Here is a 297-nt window from a genome sequence, read left to right on the forward strand (position 1 = left end):
CGCCCCATGTAGGCCGGCAGTCGATGAATTTAATAGCCCTGCGCCGCGATCCTTAGGGTGATCTGGAAATCCTGCACGCGAATCGACGGGTCGAAGAAATCCGCCCGCTTCATCGCTTCCATGCGGTAGAGCGCCGTCAGCGGCATGACCACCAGGGTCTCGGCCAATGCTGCATCGAACCCCCAACGCTCCACACACCCCTCGCTGAAACCGTCTCGCGCCACTTCGTTACCAGCACTGTCGATACAGATATTGAAACCGCCCACGCACCCGACCTCGGGGTGCGCAAGCAAGTAG

The 297-nt window shown here is 60.3% G+C and carries 1 pseudogene; it reads right to left on the minus strand.

The features are described from left to right. Positions 1-32 precede the first annotated feature (32 nt). Positions 33-297: pseudogene (gene wapB / locus ACLJNW_RS24365) on the minus strand (1,2-glucosyltransferase WapB); the annotation flags it as partial.

The sequence above is a fragment of the Salmonella sp. SAL4457 genome, assembly GCF_046548235.1.
In the GTDB taxonomy this organism is placed as follows: domain Bacteria; phylum Pseudomonadota; class Gammaproteobacteria; order Enterobacterales; family Enterobacteriaceae; genus Salmonella; species Salmonella enterica.